We start from the raw sequence: 388 nt of genomic DNA on the forward strand, positions 1-388 counted from the left end.
TGGAAAGAAATCCTCAAATTTTTTAAAGAATAATTCCTCTATTTTCTTATTTAAATTATATTCCATAGATATGTATAGTATTTCATTATTATTTTATAAATCATGATATAGCCAAAAAGAAAGAAAGTTAATAAATATGATAGATAAATGTAAAAAAGAGGAAAATAAGATAATTAAAGAAAAGTTTAAAGGAAAATTAATTATTCAAAAGTCAAAAAGTTATAAGATATTTTTAACTATTTTTCCTCAATTAAAATTCCATCTAATGTATATACTTCATATTTTTCTATTCCTGCCGTAANNNGTCCCTGAAATTCTCCAACATCNNNNAATACCTGCTAAATCAGAAAATGCAGGTAAAATTATAATTACCTTATTATCTTTATAC

It is taken from the genome of Candidatus Nanopusillus massiliensis, from assembly GCF_920984865.1.